The organism is Brevibacillus sp. M2.1A (assembly GCF_013284355.2).
Lineage (GTDB): Bacteria > Bacillota > Bacilli > Brevibacillales > Brevibacillaceae > Brevibacillus.
Genome location: NZ_JABSUY020000001.1, coordinates 377,594 through 394,829 on the forward strand (window position 1 = coordinate 377,594; position 17,236 = coordinate 394,829).

Consider the following 17,236-nt stretch of genomic DNA (forward strand, 5'->3'; position numbering starts at 1 on the left):
TTTGGGCTTTATTGGCCAAACATCTCTGTCATGGGTACAAGCGTGTATCCTTTGCTTCTAAGCTGGTCAATTACGATTGGTAGCGCCTCTACTGTGTGAATATCATCGAGCATGTGCAGCAGGATCACGCTTCCGCTCCGCGTCTGCTCCATAATGGTTTTGACGATATCGTCCGCACTCCGTTTCTTGTCGTAATCGGACGGCGTCACATCATAAATCGTAATATCCTCGTAGCCCGTTGCTGCAATCGCCTTGAGTGTCTGATCGTCGAACGCCCCAGTTGGCGGTCTGAAATACATCGTCGGCTTCTGCTGAATCGCTTCCGTAATGATCTGATGGGCTTTAACAATCTCTTTTTGTAACTCTTCCGGCGCAATTTTGGTATTCACCGGGTGAGAATAAGTGTGATTGGCTACGTCGTGTCCCGCTTCCGCAATTGCTCTCGCCAAGTTTGGATTTCGCTCTACACCATCTGCACGAAGGAAAAACGAAGCCTTTACTCCTTTTTTGTCCAGGATATCGAGAATCTTCGTAACTGTTTGATCCGTACCCCAATCATCGAAAGACAAGGCGACCATCTTCTTGTCCGTTTCTTTTCGATAGATGAGATTTGGCTTGGACTCGTAATACGCCGCATTCATTTTTGCTGCATCAAAACCCGGAATATCTTGCAGCGGCTTTCGCTCCCCTCCTTGTGCAATCAACTCGTGCAAGGGGACGAATCTGTAACCGACATGAGTAGCTGCCTCTGCCAGTAGCCGGATGTTTTCTACGACAGACTTGTTCTCCTCTGTATCCATCGCGATGATGCCGCCGCGATTCATATATTTTCTTAGGTAATGAATTTTTTGCTCCTCCGTCTCTTTTTGCCAATTGTGCAGAAACAGACTGGCGGACACGACGGCTTCTTGTCCATTGTGAGCAGCTACCAATCGGAGATCGTCGTTGTATTCACCCGACTTTGTTCTGATATACCGCGGTGTTTTGTCCGTTTCTCTATGAATGACCTCATTGGTCAACTCGATGTCTTTGTACATTTTCTCGTAAGGTTGGTTCTGCAAATCAGAATTGTTCAACGTATTGTTTTCGATCTCGTGACCTCTGGCGACAATTTCTCGCGCAATGTCAGGCTCTTCAGCTACTCTCATTCCTGGCATGAAAAAAGCTGCCTTGATGTGGTACTTGTCCAACTCATCCAGCAATCTTTTCATCTTGTCTTTATCTGCCATCCCATTAAAAGTAAGAGCAAGCTGTCTTTGCGTCGTGTAGACCATCGACACTGCCTTGCTCTTTTCCCCCTTGTAACGCTCGATTTTTTCAGGTTTGACTGACGCAGGTCCGTTATCTGCACCGTTTTCATTCCCCTGAAACGGTGAACAGCCTGCCAATAATGCCACGATCCCTACAAGGGAGATCCATTGAAATACTCGGAACCCACTGGCCCCTTTCCAATGACTAATCATGATTGTCCCCTTTTCATGTAAGAAATGCCCTTTTCGCATAAAAAAACGACTATTTCATCTGCGCAACAAGTCAAGTGTAATCAAACACTCTTCCGCAAAAATGAACATAGTCTGCCTCCACACGCTAGACTAACATAACCATCTAAATCAAACAACTTTATGAAGCGGTTTCATATGTGACAATTTATGGAAATGGGTAAAATCGCCATCAAGACGCTATTATCAAAAAAAGACGAGCCTCATCGGGCCCGTCATTCGCTGTTACAGTTTGATCGCGATTAATTTTAGTTCCGTTAATTCCTCGACCGCATACTTGATACCTTCGCGGCCAAAACCACTGTCTTTCACACCGCCATACGGCATGTTGTCCACGCGGAACGTCGGAATGTCGTTGATCATCACGCCTCCGACCTCCAGCTCTTCCGCTGCGCGCATAGCCGCGTGAATGTCACTCGTATAGATGCCTGCTTGCAAGCCGAATCGGGAGTCATTTACCGCTTCAATCGCTTCGTCCATCGTCTCAAACGGTGTAACGACTACGATTGGACCGAATACCTCCTGGCAGGAGACGGCAACATGAGCGCCGACATTGGTCAGAATCGTAGGGGCAAAGAGGTTGTCACTGACAGGCTTCCCGCCAGTAACTACGTGTGCCCCTGCTTCTACTGCTTCCTGTACCCATGCTCCCATGCGTTCATGATCCTTGGCGGAGATCACGGAGGACATGTCTGTCGCTTCGTTCAGCGGATCACCCAGCACGAGCTTTTCTGTGCCAGCCTTAAACTTTTCCAGGAACTCTTCGTACTTGCTCTGGTGAATATAGACGCGTTGCAGCGAGATGCACACTTGACCGCTAAAGGAGAAGGCACCCGTCACGCAACGATCAATCAATGCTTGCGTAATTTCCACGTTGTGGTCAATGATCACTGCGGAGTTGGAGCCAAGCTCCAAGGTCACGCGTTTGAGTCCCGCTTTGTTTTTCATCGCGATTCCAACCGCAGGACTTCCGGTAAACGTGATCGCGGCAATTCGGCTGTCAGTGACCAGCTTTTCGCCTACGACTGCGCCTTTTCCAGGCAAAATATTGAGCGCTCCGGCAGGCAATCCCGCCTCTGCGAAAATATCGGCCAGGATCAGCGAGCTGAGCGGCGTCTGACTCGCTGGCTTCAGCACGACAGTATTTCCTGCGGCAATGGCAGGCCCGACCTTGTGCGCCACGAGATTGAATGGAAAGTTAAAAGGCGTGATCGCGCCAACTACGCCAATCGGCTTGCGTACGGTAAAAGCAAGACGTCCTTCACCGCCCGGTGCTGCATCGAGCGGCACCGTCTCTCCGTGGATACGCTTCGCTTCTTCTGCTGCAAACTTGTAGGTCTGGATCGTCCGAGCAATTTCTACACGACCCGTGCGAAGTGGCTTGGCGGCTTCCTGTGCGAGGATGATCGCCAGTTCTTCCTTGCGTGCCTCCATAATCGCAACGGCCTTCTCTAGTATCAAAGCTCGCTGACTAGCTGGCATTTTCGCCATGACTTTGGCAGCAGCTTTTGCCGCCTTGATTGCCTCGTCGACGTCATGATCGTCTGCCTGAGCGATTTCAGCCAGCAGCTCCCCAGAATACGGGGAGTGGAGCGGCGCGTATTCTTTTGCTTCTTTCCATTGTCCGTTGATGTAGAGATGCTTTTTCATGAGTATGGAGAACCCCCTCGGGCGTTTTTAGTTTGTCACGTATTGGCTTTTCAGAACATCCGTCATAATGTCCAGCGCTTCTTCCAGTTGCTCGTCTGTAATGACCAGCGGAGACAGGAAGCGCAGTACGTTGCTGTGGACGCCAGCAGAAAGCACGATGACACCAGACTCGTAGCAGCCTTTGGTCAAGCCAGCAACGAGCTCCTTCGCTGGTTGTTTGGTTGTTGGATCGATAAATTCTACGGCGCACATCGCACCTAGTCCGCGCACCTCCGCGATCACAGGGAACTCTTTTTGCAACGCGTGGAAATGCGCTTTGATCTTGTCCCCGATCGCCTGCGCGCGGCCAGCTAGGTCTTCGCGCTCCATTTTCTCAATGACTGCCAACGCCGCTACACAACCAAGCGGGCTTCCTCCATAGGTACCGCCGATCTCGCCCGGGTTTGGCGCGTCCATGATTTCTGCGCGTCCCGTAACCGCAGAGATGGGCAAGCCTGCCGCTATGGATTTGGACATGGTGATGATATCTGGCTCGATTCCGAAATGGGTGGAGGCAAACATGGCGCCCGTACGACCGAAGCCTGTTTGAATCTCATCGGAAATAAATAGGATTTGATGCTTTTTACAAATGTTATAGACGCCTTGAACGAAAGACACAGGCGGAACGATAAAGCCGCCTTCTCCTTGAATCGGTTCCATAATCACGGCAGCCACTTCTTCCGGTGCAACCTCAGTCAAAAGGAAGTCCTCGAACTGACGCACGCAGAATTGCGCGTACTCATCATCTGTCATGGATTCCGGCTTGTTCAGTGGATACGGGAACTGCGCTTTATACGTAGCTGGAGCAAATGGACCCATCTGGAATTTGTACGGCTTCACTTTGGAAGTCAGTGACATGCCCAAAAGCGTACGACCGTGGAAGCCGCGGCTAAAGGAAATGATGCCTGGGCGTCCTGTGTATTTGCGGGCGATTTTCACCGCGTTCTCTACCGCTTCTGCCCCGCTGTTTGCGAGCATCGTCTTCTTTTCAAAGCTGCCTGGCGTGATTTGCGTCAGTTTCTCAGCCAAGGCCACATATGGCTCATACATCCCTACATGGAAGCAAGGATGAATGTATTTGTCCAGCTGCGCTTTTAGTGCCTCAACAACTTCCGGCGGGCAGTGTCCGGCATTCAGTGTACCGATTGCTCCGGCAAAATCGATATACGTATTGCCATCTACATCCGTTACCAATGCGCCTGAAGCTGACTCTACAAAAACAGGGGTATTGTTGCCGACACCTTTTGGCACGAACTGCTTTCTTTTTTCAATCAGGGCTGCTCCCTTGGGACCTGGCACACCAGCAGCTACGTTTACAAATTGACGTTGTTTGGACATATCGTTTCCTCTCCTCGTTCGAGATGGTATTGGTTGGATTGCTTGCTTGTAAACTCAACTACTATATGTAGCAATACCTATGCCAAACGCCAGAGTTTGATGAAATCGCGTTTTCCGTACTACGTTTACATCAAATTATTCAAAAGTGAATCAAAACACCCGAATGTTCGATTCGTTTTTGAATAAACGATTCATTTTTGAATCACCTGGAACGAATCCGATATTTTTGCAGCTTCCGCACGACAGATGGCTGGCTAATGCCGAGAAACTCCGCGATTTCTCCCGTGGTCCGGCAGTGCTCGGATGCGTAGCGCAGCCATTTTTCCTCTACCTGCTCCAGTGCTTCCCTTAGCGACATCTTGGAAGTTGCCAGACTCGGCTCCATGGCTGTCTGCTCTTCCCCTGCCAATCTGATTTCCACGGGCAGGTGCGAAGAAGTGATCACGTCTTCGTCCGCTGTGACCACCATTCTCTCCAAAACGTTCTCCAGCTCGCGCACATTGCCGGGCCATTCGTACTGCATCAAGGCATGTGTTACGGCAGGGTCCAGTCGCTTGTCCATTCCATATCGTTCATTGAGCGAGCGCACGGCGCGTTTCAGGAGAGCCGCGATATCCTCGGGCCGATTTCGTAACGGCGGGACGTGGATGGGGACAACATTCAGGCGAAAATACAGGTCCTGCCGAAACTTCCCTTCCTTCACCATCTTCTCCAAATCGCGATTGGTGGCGGCAATCAAACGAAAATCCACGTCGCGGTACTGTGTGCTCCCAACGCGTTGCAACCGTTTTTCTTGAATCACCTTCAACAGCTTGGCCTGCAAGGTAAGTGGCAGTTCCCCCAGCTCGTCCAAGAGGAGAGTCCCTTGGTTCGCCATCTCGATAATCCCTTGCTTGCCCTGCTTGGCGGCACCTGTAAACGAACCCGCCTCATAGCCAAACAGCTCGGATTCCAGCAAGCCCTCCGGGATCGAGCCACAGTTGATCTCCACGAATTGCCCACCCGCACGGCGGCTATTGCGATGAATTTCTTTTGCGATCACATTTTTCCCGACACCCGATTCCCCGAGGATCAGGACAGTCGAATCGACAGCCGCGACTTTTTTGATGAGACGTTCAATGGCTTGCATCGGTTGGCTCACTGCCACGAAGCCCTCCTGATGCTTTTCTCGCAGCTCCTCAATCTCGGTTTCAAACTGCTTGAGCTGCTCTGTCAGACCTTCGTAGCGCCGTTTCAATTCCATAATTTCAGTCAGGTCATGCGAATAGCTGATAATCGAATGCATGCTGCCATCTTCGTTCCAGACGGGAAACGCCGTCACCATCAGCTTTCGGCCCCCGGGTATTTCCTGCATGATCGTCTGTGGCGTCTTGGCATCCATGACTTTTCGCGTGACAGATGGAGAAAAGACCTTCCTTTTTTCCAGCTCGATGACGTTCTTGCCCAAGAGCTCTTCCTTTCCGATGCCATACACTTCATAGGACGAATCGCCAACCAGCCGGATGTAGCCCTCAGGGTCCGTGATTAACAAATGATCACGCGACGTTTCAACAATGGCCTCCAATACGCGGCTCATCCACTTTTCCGTACTCTCTTCTCTCTTCATCTCTTCGCCGCCTTCCACACGCCGTAATGTCCGATCCATGTTTATTTTTTCATTATAGAAAACAGCAAGAACAACGACAACACATGAAAAATATGTAAAAATAGCCATAATAACAAGCCTTGCGAGATGGAAAGGATGGTAGGAATGACGCCCACAGTCGGAGACATCTACTGTGTTTTTGTCGAGAAGCTGCAAAAGTACGCAGCTTGCCAGGTCACATCGATCAAAGAGCCTGGCACGAGTAAATCTAACCTCATCAGTATCCTCGAGCTGGACTGGAGCAGCGATACACTGCCTGATGAATCAGAGCTGTACCAGATGAAGCCCTTATATTGTGACTACTTCTTCTGGAACAATGTGCTCGAGCACAGCTATGTCGATAATGTGGTGCCTAAAGGCTACATAAAAGTAGGGAATATACCCCCTCTCGTGACAGAAGAAACAAGAAGCTACGGCAGTTGGGATGTCGGAGGGAGCCTCTATCGTCAGCATAAATGGAATCAAATTCCCGAGGAGCGTCGCCAGCTATTTAAACAAGCGGCAAAAGATGACACGATGATTTCGTTAGGCGGGGTGAACCTGCGCCGATCAATCAACGTCCTTCATGCCGACATCCTGCAACGCCTGACGGACATCTCTGAATTGGAAAAGCTCCCTTGCCTGACAAGAATCTATGCAGAGGAGCCCACCGATTCCTTGCTTGCCTTTGTCAAAAGCAATCCGTTTTTACTGGAGCTTCACTTGGAAAAAGCCAATGGCTCCTCTCTTGATCTGACAGGAAGCCATCTCAGTAAATTCTCTCTCCAAAACGCGGACGGCCTGGAGTCACTGCATCTGAACGATTGTCTTAGGGAACTCATACTGGACAAGGGCATTTCATCCAACCTGTTCATAGAAGCCGAAGAGGATGGGTATTGGCTGACCGCCTCGTTCTCGGATTCGCTGCCGTTACACCGCGGACTTGACCTTTTAGGAGCACTTCGTCTGCGTAATGTGACGGAGCTGGACTTACAGCCACTCGTCCAGCGGTATCCCTCGCTCCGGGACATCCGTCTATGGGGCAAGCCTGGTACCCTCAGCAATCTGGGTAGTATCAAGTACTTGAAGGAGCTACTGACGTTTACGACCTACGATCTGTTTGGCTTCTCCGGGGACGAGTTCCCTTCGCCTGATCAATGTCCCAAGCTCTCCACGCTCTGGATGACGAGCCTCCCAGCAGAAGCGGCCAAGACCATTAAAGCCGCCTATAAAAAAGAAGTGAAAAATGGGCTGGATTTGTCCATCACCAAGCCGCGCAAACCCGAATGGCTGGCCAATAATTTAACCAATCCATTTCGCGATTGGGATGGCAGGGAGCACATCTCAAAGGCTCACGCCAACAAAGCCGCCAGTCTCTATAAAAAAATGAACACTGCGATTAGTGCGCTCGAAAAGCAAGGCAGCGAAGACGCGACAAATGCGGGAGAAATACAAACTGCTTTGCGTGCCTTGGTCAAAGAGTACACAGAGACTTTCAACAAGATGGATCGACGAACAGGCTTTATCGAAACGGTTGAGCGGGAAGAAATTTTCGTTGTGCTCGATGAGCTGCTTCAGTCGGCAAAACGGAATTTGGCTGCTGCAGGTGTGGAAGTAGATGTAGATGAGCTTTTTGCTACTTTTGATCAGACGCGTGATTTTTGAGTGAGAAAAAGACGCCGCCTCTCCAACTGGAAGGCGGCGTCTTGTGCTTAATCATTCTTTTTGATTACCCACGTGCTCATGCAACGCTGTCCGGCTACGTTCACTGTTTTGATTGGCTCCAGGAACACACCTTGCAGTTTTTCCGTCATGCCCACCATCGTCCGTTCGTTTACGAGAAAACGGGTGCTTCCGTCCGGCAACAAATAACGTTCGTTCCCCAGTGGCTGTACAGCATCCTCAATCCCGATCGAGGATGCAAGACGCATAAATAGAATGCCTCCTGGCTTCAGTACCCGCCACAGCTCCTCTAGCATCTGGCGAAAATGCTCTTCGTTTTCAGCAAAATGTAGAACGGCATTACTGATGATGAAATCAAAGCTTTCGTTTTCAAAGCCCATGCTCTCAATCGGTTCCACACGAGCGCGCTCCGCTGACCAGTTCGGTGCCAGTTGCGATGCCATTCGCTGTACAGCTTCAATGGCTTTTGCCGATTGGTCAACCGCATACACCGAATAGCCATTTCGCAAAAAGTAGACCAGATTCCGGCCCGAACCGCAACCGGCATCGAGTAGTTGCATTTCCTTCGTTACCCGCCCCTTTAACAACTGATCAAACAAGTAAATATCCATCTCGCCAAACTGCTCGGCCAGATTCATATCTATCACAGCCTTTATCCGATTTTTCTTCAGTGTACCAATTCGCTCGTCATCTTCCAACGACAGTCACATGGAACAGATTGACAAGAATGATAGTTGACACCTGATGACTACAAGTGTAATCTTTAAAACAGAATCAACGACTACAAATGTAGTCGAGGGAGGTTTCGTACTTGGACGAGCAACCGCGAATCTCGGATGCCGAGTGGGAGATTATGAAGGTCATCTGGGCAAAGTCACCCGCAACAGCAGCCGATGTCATCCACGCTCTGCGAGACAACAAGACGTGGAAAGACAACACAATCAAAACCTTGCTCAGCCGCCTGTTGCAAAAGGGCATTCTCACCTACGAGCAGGTCAATCGCGTCTACTATTACTCCCCTGTGCTCACAGAGGAAGATTGCAAGCGCCAAGAGCGCCAATCCTTTTTGCAGCGCGTGTACGGCGGGGCCTTAAAGCCCATGCTAGTTCACTTTTTAAAAGAAGAAAAGCTCTCCTCCCAAGAGATTGACGAGCTGAAAAAAATCCTTTCCGAAAAGGAGAAATAAGCTGGTGGATTGGCAATGGCTCACACTCACCCTCAACCAAGCATTTACGTGGACACTGTATAACTCCATCGAGGCCAGTCTTCTTGTGCTCCTGATCCTGCTCTGCCAGCAGCTCGGCAAAAAGCATTTCCCCATCCGCTGGCACCACGCCGTATGGTTCCTGCTTCTCTGGAAGCTCGCGGTTCCCTGGTCGATAGACAGCACGATCAGTTTGTATAACTGGCTGCCTACTTCGTCCTGGACATCCGTGCAGGAAGCGTACCCGCCTACGGAACCGATCGTTCTCGCTACTGAGGCTTTGCAACCGCATGAATCTGCCCTCCAATCAGATGCCTCTCTAGCAAACGAAGCGAGCTTTTCCTGGATCAGCCTGCTTTCCCTCATCTGGTTCGGCGGCATCGCTATTTTCGCTATCACCATGACTCGCAGTACATACCGATTGCTCTCTCAGCTAAAAAAGGAAGTGTTCGTACAGGATGAAGTTGTTTTGCGCGTCTTTTTCCAATGCCAAAAACTGATGGGCATCACCAAATCCATTCCCCTGCGCATGAGTCATCAGATGACAAGTCCTGCCTTGATGGGAATCTGGCGACCGCAAATCTGGCTGCCAGCAAATCTGTTGGACAAACTCAACGAGCACGAGCTGCGCCACATCTTTTTGCATGAGCTGGCGCATTGGAAAAGACGAGATATTCCTGTGAACAGCATCATGAGCGTGCTGCTGATCCTCAACTGGTTCAACCCGCTGTTATGGTACGCCGCTTCCCGCATGCGTCAGGACCAGGAAATGGCTTGTGATGCCTTGGCTTTGACCTATTTGCAGGAGACGGAGGTACCTCGCTACGGATACACCATGATCAAAATGCTCGAGCTGTATCCCCAGCCCAAACAAATCCACTTCACTGCCGGGTTCTCCAGCTCCAAAAAACAGGTGAAAAGGAGAATAGAAATGATTCGTCACTTTCAAAAACGGGCGTATACGTGGACCCTATCTGGTATCGTGGTCGTCTTGGCTTTAGGCGTCTTCACTTTGACCGATGCAACAAAAGCACTTGGGAACGAGCATGCCTTCGTCGTCCCCGCAGAAGGTACACTCAAAAGTCCTGTTGACCAAACAATGGGCTTGAGAATCGTAAACGACCTGAATACGCCCGTTCAGGCAGCCGCCGCAGGTAAGGTACTCAAAGCTGAGTACGATACAAAAACAGGGAAAGGCAACCAGGTCATTCTGGAGCATGAAGGAGGTTATCAAACCGTTTACTCTCATTTGGAAAAGCTGGAGGTCACCGCTGGCGCTACTGTGACCCAAGGCCAGCTCATTGGGCTGTTGGGAAGTACGGGACGCAGCACAGGACCGCATCTTGCTTTCCAGGTTCTCGAAAATGGTATACCCGTTGATCCGATGAAGCTGCTTTTGAATGCGAATACACAGTAGTAGCCCCATTATAAAACCCATCAGGTTAAGAACATCTGATGGGTTTTCATCGTTTTTAATCGCTTCTGCTTTTTTCTTATAACCCAAAATGCTGCTTCGCCAGCTTTTTAGATCGTTCCTCATCAATCGTCTCTTTCGTCATAACACCGTCCACCCATTGCGTAAAAGAACTATTAGTCAACGTGACATTGCCTCTCTCTGTAAGCTGCGTAAGCAATGGGCTTTTGTTGAAGGGAGACTGTTCATGATCAGCGATGATCGTCTGAATCTCGTTTAATTCCGTTTCATCCGTCACCAGCTTCTGCGAATCAAACGTATAGCCGGTTCTCCAGTCCGTATCCTTGTGCCGCAGCTTCATTTCGAGTACATAATCGCCATACTCCGTCTGCTCTTTCTTGATCCGAAATTCACCATTGCGCGAAGAGATGGTCTCCCCTGTTAACGGAACAGGCTTTAACGGCAGGTTCGAGCCGAAGCCCGTGTCGAGCAAATACGTTTGCCCCTCATGTGTAAGCAAAATCGTGGCATGCGTTCGGCCAATCGTGTAATACTCGCCAACGTCATGCCTGTAAACAACTCCACGAATCAGATGAGCGTCAAAGCCATTTTCCAACAAGAAGTAATACAGTATGGGATTGAGCTCGTAGCAAAGACCGCCTTCATTTTTGACCAATATCTTCTCCATGATGGACTGTCTGGAGATTACGCTCGTTCGCTCTTCCACAATGCACAGGTTTTCAAAAGGAATCGCCAATGCTGTCAGATCAAGGAGGCGATCCAATGTATCGAAGGTAATCGTTTCATTTTCAGGCATACCGATTCTTTTCCGAAATAAAACATTCAGCTCACTCATGCTTCTTCCTCCCCTATCGTTTCTCCCACAAGTTTACACCAAGCTCCTGCCGAATTCTTAAATTCCGAGCAGCTTTAGCTTCCGATACAAGGTGCGGAGCCCGATCCCGAGTTCTTCTGCCACTCGCTGCTTCCCTTTCAAATCACTGCCGTGCTTTTGCAACGAAGCGCGAATGGCGTCCGCTTGTGCATCGGCGACTCTCGCTTTGATAGCTGGACCTGAATGCGAAGGAGCCACTGAAGTACGTGCACGAAGGCGCGGAGGCAAGCTGTCAGCAGTCAAAACCGTGTCTTGCTCCATGTTCATGGCGTACTCGATGGCGTTCTCCAGCTCCCGCACATTGCCCGGCCAGTGATAGTTCTTGAGCAGGTTGATCGCCTCTCGTGCTATTCCGAAGAAGGTGCGTCCAGCTTGCTCTCCGTGCTTTTCCATAAATGAAACGGCCAGGAGCTCGATATCTTCCTTGCGCTCTGCGAGTGACGGGACGTGTATCGGAATGACGTTCAACCGATAGTACAGATCGGCACGAAACACTTTTTTCTCCACGAGCTCCTCCAGGTTCTGGTTCGTCGCCGCGATGATTCGTACATTGATGGGAAATGATCGCGTGCCGCCGATGCGTTCCACGACCTTTTCCTGCAAGACACGCAGTAGCTTTGCCTGTAACGATAGCGGCATATCGCCTATTTCATCGAGAAAAAGCGTACCTCCCTCTGCCATTTCGAACCGTCCTGGCTTTCCTCCCTTTTTAGCTCCAGTAAACGCGCCGTCCTCATAACCGAACAATTCGCTTTCGAACAGATTTTCCGGAATGCTGGCGCAATTGATGGCGACAAACGGGTAGTAAGCGCGCGTGCTTGCCTCGTGAATCGCTTTTGCCAGATGCCCTTTGCCTGTCCCTGTTTCGCCGGTAATCAGTACCGTGGAGCTGCTGTTACCGATTTTCATCGCCATTTCTTTGACCTGCTTGATGGCTGGGCTGTTTCCTACGATTTGAGCAAGGCTATCCGCTTTGCCGGGCTTACCGCTCCCTTGATGATCCATCAGACGCGGAACGGTTAGCGATCCCCTCTGCACGCGAAGCACGCCGCCGATGAGCTGATTGTTAACGATGATCGGCGTGGCCTCGGTCGGAGCATCCAGCTTGTCAACGAGACAATTAGCGATCGGCAAGGAATGCGCGGTCATCCCGGATAATGACGGTAGCAGCATCCGTGAAACCTCCGCTGGCAGCAGCTCATGCTGGGACAGCAGTCTGCGCGCGCTGGCATTCGTGTGAATGACATTGCCACTTCGGTCAAAGGTGAAATACGCATCGGCGACGGTATCCAGTGCCCCCTCCAATAGCCGAATGGTGTCATTAGACGATTCGATCTGTCGCGTCTCATGGGACTGTACTATCGCCGTAATCATCTCGCTGACTTCTGTCAGGATTTGCTGGTATCTCTCTGTATGCCTGGAGAGCCGATTTTGTCCCTCTTTCGTAAAGGATGTGAGAGAAACGACCCCGATTGCATGGTTGGCTACCTTAATGGAAGAGAGCAGCTCGACTTTGGCAGGGCAGCTGTCGAGAAAACGGCATCCTTTGCACATTTCCATGGAGCCGGGTTTGTCTACCACATACTGTCCTTTTGCCAACACGAATTCAATCGAGGGCACATGCACATTTTCGCCTTTTTGTTTCAAGTAGCGCTCCGTACTCACGACCAAGAGGCCGCGCTCGTTAATCACCGCTGCATCCACGTTCAATATATCTGAAATGCTAGTAATGACCTTTTCGATGGCTGGTTTGCACAGATCCAACGAAACCATGGATATCCTCCCTGCTTATTGTCCTTGCTCTCCATTTTACGAAATATTTAGATAGTTCACAAACGTTTTGCCACTGATGTTTGCCAATCATGACAACTCATTGCCACTTTTGTCACTGTCATAACGGTACGAAACACAGTCGGAGCCTCGTTTTTTGCGGTCCAGTAAGGAGCATGTTACCCAGCGGGATTCACTTCTCACTTGGCACAGCGTTTGCATTATAAACTTTTCATCTAGGGGGAGTGATCAACCATGGTAAACACGAACGAGGTATTCAATCTGCAAGGAAAGGTAGCCTTGGTGACAGGTGCTGCTTCCGGTATCGGACTTGCAACAGCGAAACGACTGGCCCAATTCGGAGTAAACGTTATGCTGCTTGATATCAACGAGGAGCTAGGGGAAAAGGCGGCACAAGAAATCGTAGCAGAGGGCGGATCAGCCCGTTATTTTACATGCAATGTAGTTTCCCAACAGGATTGTCGTGAAGTAACGCAAGCGATCGAGGAAGCGTACGGTCGCATCGATATTTTGTTCAACAACGCAGGCGTGATCAGAAGAAAGACGGTCGTCGAGCTGGAAGAAGACGATTGGGATCTGGTCGTCGATGTCTCCTTGAAGGGCGCTTACAACCTATCCAAATTCGTCATTCCGGTCATGGCGAAAACAGGCGGAGGCAGCATCATTAACACAGGCTCTGGCTGGGGAATCAAGGGCGGTGACAAGGCTGCGGCCTACTGCGCGGCAAAAGCAGGCGTCGTCAACCTGACGCGGGCAATGGCGATTGACCACGGTCCGGAAAACATCCGTGTGAATTGCGTGTCACCTGGCGATACCGACACACCTCTGTTGCGTGAAGAAGCGCGCCAGCTGGAAAAGGAAGAAGGAGCATTCCTCGTCTCCTCCGCCCAAGGGCGTCCGCTGGAGCGTCTCGGTTCTCCGCAAGATATTGCCAATGCTGTCCTGTTCTTTGCCAGCGATCTGTCATCCTGGGTGACGGGTTCTGTACTGGTCGTCGATGGCGGCGGTTTGGCTTAATTTTTCATTATTCCGACTGAATATTCCAACGAAGAGATGGAGGAACCTGAGATGAGCGTACAGCGTTATGCCCACCCGTATATTCCGAATTCTGCACCTGCAGTCAAAGAGAAAATGCTTGCCGAAATCGGCTTTTCCAGCATCGAGGATATCTATGCGGACATTCCCGAGGAGCTGCGCCTAAAAGAAAAAATGAACATCCCGAAAGCTTTGACCGAATACGAACTGGAACGCCACGTCAACCAGCTCATGAACAAAAACAAAACCACGAAAGAAAATATCAGCTTCCTCGGCGCAGGCTGCTGGCCCCATTTTGTTCCGGCTGTCTGTGATGAAATCAACTCCCGCGCGGAGTTTGTAACGGCGTATGCTGGTGAGCCTTATGAAGACAAAGGGCGCTTTCAGGCGTTGTTCGAGTACCAAAGCCTCGTAGCTGAGCTTGTCGATATGGATGTTGTGAACGTTCCGACCTTTGACTGGGCACAGGCTGCTTCTACTGCTCTGCGCATGGCAGCACGTATCACCAAACGCACAGAGCTACTCGTCTCGAAAAATATCCATCCCGACAAGCTTTTGATCATCAAAAACTATACGTCTCCTGATCTTACCGTCACCTTGATCGACTTTGAGAACGAAACAGGCAGACTCGCCCTCAATGATCTAAAAGGAAAGCTCAGTGTAGATACAGCAGCGGTTTATTTCGAAAACCCGACCTTCCTCGGCTCCGTGGAAGTAAACGGACAGTCGATCGCAGACTTGGCCCATGCAGCGGGTGCCATTTGCGTAGTCGGCGTCGATCCCATCTCTCTCGGCGTGATGGAAGCTCCGGCGAATTACGGCGCGGACATCGTGTGCGGAGATTTGCAGCCGCTTGGCGTACACATGCATTACGGCGGCGGACAATCCGGCTTTATCGCGACGCATGACGACCCGACCTACGTCATGGAATATCCGTCCCGCCTGTTCGGAATCGCTCCGACAGAGGTCGAAGGCGAATACGGCTTCGGAGATGTCGCGTACGACCGCACCTCTTTTGCCAAACGTGAAAAAGGCAAGGAGTCCGTCGGAACGCAAACCGCGCTATGGGGCATCACCGCAGGCGTGTACTTGGCGACGATGGGACCAGTGGGCATGGAAGAAGTCGGGCAAGGCATCATGCAGCGCTCCCAATACGCCGCCAAGCAGCTCTCTTCCATTCCCGGGGTCGAGGCCAAATTCGCCGCTCCTTTCTTCAAGGAGTTCGTGATCGACTTCTCGCAAACAGGCAAAACCGTCAAAGACATCAACGCTGCGCTTCTCGCCAAAGGCATTTTCGGCGGAGTTGATTTGACTGAACACTACCCGGATTTGGGTCAATGTGCACTCTACTGCGTCACGGAGGTTCATACCCAGGAGGATATTGATACGCTCGTTACTGCCATGAAAAGCATTTTGTAAAAACGAAAAAGGAGGAAACCGCCCATGAAAACATCCGAAGGAACCATCGACAAAATGAAACGGATTCCGAGAGACCATAAGGTACGCCGCTTCCACCAAGCAAAGTGGGATGAGCCTGTCATTTTCGAGCTGAGCCAGCCCGGTGAGCGTGGCGTCGAGGTACCACCCGTCGAGCCACAAATCGTAGAGACAGTAGGCGATGGCATCTCTCAGTTGCCAGACAGCCTGCGCCGGAAAAAACGGCCGAATCTTCCCGAGATCAGTCAGTATCGCGTGATCCGTCACTACTCCCGCATCTCTCAGGAGGTTCTGGGGTCGGATTTCAACGTAGAGATCGGGCAAGGCACCTGCACGATGAAATACTCCCCGAAAATCAATGAACGCTTCGTGCGCTCGCCGAAAATGGCGGAGCTGCATCCGCTGCAAGACGAGTCCACTGTCCAAGGGATGCTGGAGATGACGTACCAGCTCGATTTATATCTTCGCGAGATTTCGGGAATGGACAAATTTTCGTTCCAACCGGGCAGCGGCACACAGGCGTTGTTTACCCAAGCCTCTATCGTGCGCAAATACCACGAATCTCGCGGCGAAGGAGAGCAGCGCAACGAGTTTATTACCACCCATTTTTCCCATCCGTCCCAAGCCGCGACGGCCGCAGTCAAAGGCTTCAAAATCATTTATGTACCTGCCGATGAAAACGGCTACCCTGATCTGGAAGCGCTAAAGGGCCTCGTCTCGGAGCGAACCGCTGCCTTTGCCGTAGCGAATCCAGAGGATACTGGCATTTACAACTCCCGCATCAAGGAGTTCACAGACGTCGTCCACGCCGCAGGGGGACTGTGCTGCTACGATCAGGCAAACGCCAATGGTTTGCTCGGCATTACCCGCGCACTGGAAGCAGGCTTCGACATGTGCTTCTTCAACCTGCACAAAACCTTTTCCGTGCCACACGCTTGCGGCGGACCTGCAACAGGCGCTATCGGGGTCACTGCCGAGCTTGCGCCATTCCTGCCGGGACCGATCGTAGACTTCGACGGAGAGCGTTACTTTTATAAGCGTGACTTGAAAAACAGCATCGGAAAAGTCCGCAGCTTTTATGGGGTACCACCTGCTGTCCTGCGCTCCTACGCTTGGGTCCGTGCACTTGGAGCTGACGGCTTGAGGGAAGTCGCCGAAATTGCTTGCCTCAACAACAACTATCTCTATCACAAAATCCTGCAAATCCGCGGTGCGAGCGCTCCGTATATACAAGGCAGACGTCTGGAGCAGGTTCGCTATAGCTGGCAGCAGCTAAAAGAAGACACAGGCGTCACGACATACGATGTTCAGCGCCGCATGGTCGACTTTGCCCACCATTACTGGACCAGTCACCACCCGTACGTCGTGCCGGAGCCGTTTACACTGGAACCGACGGAGTCCTACTCCATGGCAGAGCTGGACGAATACATCGCGGCACTGACCCATATTTCACAGGAAGCCTATGAGAATCCGGAAATTGTCAAAACAGCGCCGCACAATAGTACAGGTCACCGTGTATTAGAGTCCGTGCTCGATGATCCTGATCAATGGTGCATCACATGGAGAGCTTATTTGAAAAAGACGGCACAGGGATAAAAAGAAAGAAACGCCAGCACGGATTACGATA

At 50.9% G+C, this 17,236-nt stretch carries 13 protein-coding genes; 6 read left to right on the forward strand and 7 right to left on the reverse strand.

Annotated features, from left to right (window positions below):
- Positions 1–8: 8 nt before the first annotated feature.
- From HP567_RS01670 to HP567_RS01685, 4 genes are all read right to left on the reverse strand, one after another.
- A complete protein-coding gene (locus HP567_RS01670; protein WP_173611765.1) occupies positions 9–1,463 on the reverse strand; it encodes a polysaccharide deacetylase family protein in 1,455 nt (484 codons plus the stop codon).
- 261 nt (positions 1,464–1,724) lie between these two features.
- On the reverse strand, positions 1,725–3,149 hold the full coding sequence (locus HP567_RS01675; RefSeq protein ID WP_173611764.1) for an aldehyde dehydrogenase family protein: 1,425 nt from the start codon (positions 3,147–3,149) through the stop codon (positions 1,725–1,727).
- Between the two features lie 27 nt (positions 3,150–3,176).
- A complete protein-coding gene (gene gabT, locus HP567_RS01680) occupies positions 3,177–4,526 on the reverse strand; it encodes a 4-aminobutyrate--2-oxoglutarate transaminase (RefSeq protein WP_173611763.1) in 1,350 nt (449 codons plus the stop codon).
- A 202-nt stretch (positions 4,527–4,728) separates the two neighbouring features.
- On the reverse strand, positions 4,729–6,132 hold the full coding sequence (locus HP567_RS01685; protein ID WP_173611801.1) for a sigma-54 interaction domain-containing protein: 1,404 nt from the start codon (positions 6,130–6,132) through the stop codon (positions 4,729–4,731).
- A 144-nt stretch (positions 6,133–6,276) separates the two neighbouring features.
- On the opposite strand from HP567_RS01685, the gene HP567_RS01690 reads away from it, so the two are divergent.
- Positions 6,277–7,815, forward strand: coding sequence for a hypothetical protein (locus HP567_RS01690; protein WP_173611762.1), 1,539 nt, complete (start codon positions 6,277–6,279; stop codon positions 7,813–7,815).
- Between the two features lie 47 nt (positions 7,816–7,862).
- On the opposite strand, the gene HP567_RS01695 is transcribed toward HP567_RS01690, so the two are convergent.
- Positions 7,863–8,531: a class I SAM-dependent methyltransferase gene (locus tag HP567_RS01695; protein ID WP_217367280.1), complete on the reverse strand. Its 669-nt coding sequence runs from the start codon at positions 8,529–8,531 to the stop codon at positions 7,863–7,865.
- 113 nt (positions 8,532–8,644) lie between these two features.
- Between HP567_RS01695 and HP567_RS01700 the strand changes: the two genes are divergently transcribed.
- Both HP567_RS01700 and HP567_RS01705 read left to right on the forward strand, forming a co-directional pair.
- Positions 8,645–9,019, forward strand: coding sequence for a BlaI/MecI/CopY family transcriptional regulator (locus HP567_RS01700; protein WP_173611761.1), 375 nt, complete (start codon positions 8,645–8,647; stop codon positions 9,017–9,019).
- Positions 9,020–9,023: 4 nt separating this feature from the next.
- A complete protein-coding gene (locus HP567_RS01705) occupies positions 9,024–10,454 on the forward strand; it encodes a M23/M56 family metallopeptidase (protein WP_173611760.1) in 1,431 nt (476 codons plus the stop codon).
- Between the two features lie 76 nt (positions 10,455–10,530).
- Here HP567_RS01705 and HP567_RS01710 read toward each other — a convergent pair whose 3' ends face one another.
- The gene (locus HP567_RS01710; RefSeq protein WP_173611759.1) at positions 10,531–11,307 is read right to left on the reverse strand and encodes an arylamine N-acetyltransferase family protein; all 777 of its coding nucleotides are present in this window, start codon (positions 11,305–11,307) and stop codon (positions 10,531–10,533) included.
- 57 nt (positions 11,308–11,364) lie between these two features.
- Positions 11,365–13,119: a sigma-54 interaction domain-containing protein gene (locus HP567_RS01715; protein WP_173611758.1), complete on the reverse strand. Its 1,755-nt coding sequence runs from the start codon at positions 13,117–13,119 to the stop codon at positions 11,365–11,367.
- Between the two features lie 252 nt (positions 13,120–13,371).
- Here HP567_RS01715 and HP567_RS01720 point away from each other — a divergent pair, with 252 nt between their 5' ends.
- From HP567_RS01720 to gcvPB, 3 genes are read left to right on the forward strand one after another with little or no spacing between them, the layout of a single operon-like run.
- Entirely contained in the window at positions 13,372–14,154 is a 783-nt protein-coding gene (locus tag HP567_RS01720; RefSeq protein WP_173611757.1) for an SDR family NAD(P)-dependent oxidoreductase, read from the forward strand.
- Positions 14,155–14,205: 51 nt separating this feature from the next.
- Positions 14,206–15,591 carry an aminomethyl-transferring glycine dehydrogenase subunit GcvPA gene (gene gcvPA, locus HP567_RS01725; protein ID WP_173611756.1) on the forward strand — a complete coding sequence of 462 codons (1,386 nt, stop codon included), beginning with the start codon at positions 14,206–14,208 and terminating at the stop codon, positions 15,589–15,591.
- Between the two features lie 24 nt (positions 15,592–15,615).
- The gene (gene gcvPB, locus HP567_RS01730) at positions 15,616–17,205 is read left to right on the forward strand and encodes an aminomethyl-transferring glycine dehydrogenase subunit GcvPB (RefSeq protein ID WP_173611755.1); all 1,590 of its coding nucleotides are present in this window, start codon (positions 15,616–15,618) and stop codon (positions 17,203–17,205) included.
- Positions 17,206–17,236 lie beyond the last annotated feature (31 nt).

Excerpts from the sequence above, each read along its gene's own strand:
- HP567_RS01670 (WP_173611765.1), bottom strand. The coding sequence starts at position 1,463 with ATGATTAGTCATTGGAAAGGGGCCAGTGGGTTCCGAGTATTTCAATGG.
- HP567_RS01675 (WP_173611764.1), bottom strand. The coding sequence starts at position 3,149 with ATGAAAAAGCATCTCTACATCAACGGACAATGGAAAGAAGCAAAAGAA.
- gabT (WP_173611763.1), bottom strand. The coding sequence starts at position 4,526 with ATGTCCAAACAACGTCAATTTGTAAACGTAGCTGCTGGTGTGCCAGGT.
- HP567_RS01685 (WP_173611801.1), bottom strand. The coding sequence starts at position 6,132 with ATGAAGAGAGAAGAGAGTACGGAAAAGTGGATGAGCCGCGTATTGGAG.
- HP567_RS01690 (WP_173611762.1), top strand. The coding sequence starts at position 6,277 with ATGACGCCCACAGTCGGAGACATCTACTGTGTTTTTGTCGAGAAGCTG.
- HP567_RS01710 (WP_173611759.1), bottom strand. The coding sequence starts at position 11,307 with ATGAGTGAGCTGAATGTTTTATTTCGGAAAAGAATCGGTATGCCTGAA.
- HP567_RS01715 (WP_173611758.1), bottom strand. The coding sequence starts at position 13,119 with ATGGTTTCGTTGGATCTGTGCAAACCAGCCATCGAAAAGGTCATTACT.
- HP567_RS01720 (WP_173611757.1), top strand. The coding sequence starts at position 13,372 with ATGGTAAACACGAACGAGGTATTCAATCTGCAAGGAAAGGTAGCCTTG.
- gcvPA (WP_173611756.1), top strand. The coding sequence starts at position 14,206 with ATGAGCGTACAGCGTTATGCCCACCCGTATATTCCGAATTCTGCACCT.
- gcvPB (WP_173611755.1), top strand. The coding sequence starts at position 15,616 with ATGAAAACATCCGAAGGAACCATCGACAAAATGAAACGGATTCCGAGA.